At 31.9% G+C, this 529-nt stretch carries 1 protein-coding gene; it reads right to left on the reverse strand.

All coding sequences use genetic code 11. The features are described 5' to 3' along the window. Window positions 1-529 (reverse strand): hypothetical protein (locus tag ODQ17_RS19160; protein ID WP_322905656.1); only part of this gene is annotated, 529 nt, incomplete at both ends.

Here is a 529-nt window from a genome sequence, read left to right on the forward strand (position 1 = left end):
CGTTCGCATCATATTCTTTCTTCTGCCAGTTGGCCGTACCATCTGAACCATATTTACTTTCAGTCAAGTTCCCTAAACGGTCATAAACATAACTAGCTTTATCTCTTAATTCACCAACATTATCAGGAAGAAGAGGATGATTATAATTAATATATTGTTCAGTCTCAGAAATTAACTGCCCATTAGCATTATATGTATAATTATTTTTTAGAAACTGATCCCTCTCTATAAATGAACTTAATAAACCATTATCCAGAGAATATCTATAGTTTTTTATTAAACCATCACCTTTATTTTCTGTTACAACATCATGATTAAAATTATATTCATAATTATTAGATTGAACTAATTCACTAGCAGAATCAGTTCTTTTCTTAAATTTGGGCAAATTTGACCAGTTATATTCAATTGTTTCCACCACTCCACTCGGTTCTATAATCTTGCCTGGTGCTCCAGCAGAGTTATAATTGCTAAACTCGGTAACTGATGATAATCCATCCTTGGTGATGGTTTCCTTTTTCTTGTTTAC

The sequence above is a fragment of the Acinetobacter sp. IRS14 genome (assembly GCF_034650275.1).
GTDB lineage: Bacteria > Pseudomonadota > Gammaproteobacteria > Pseudomonadales > Moraxellaceae > Acinetobacter > Acinetobacter oleivorans.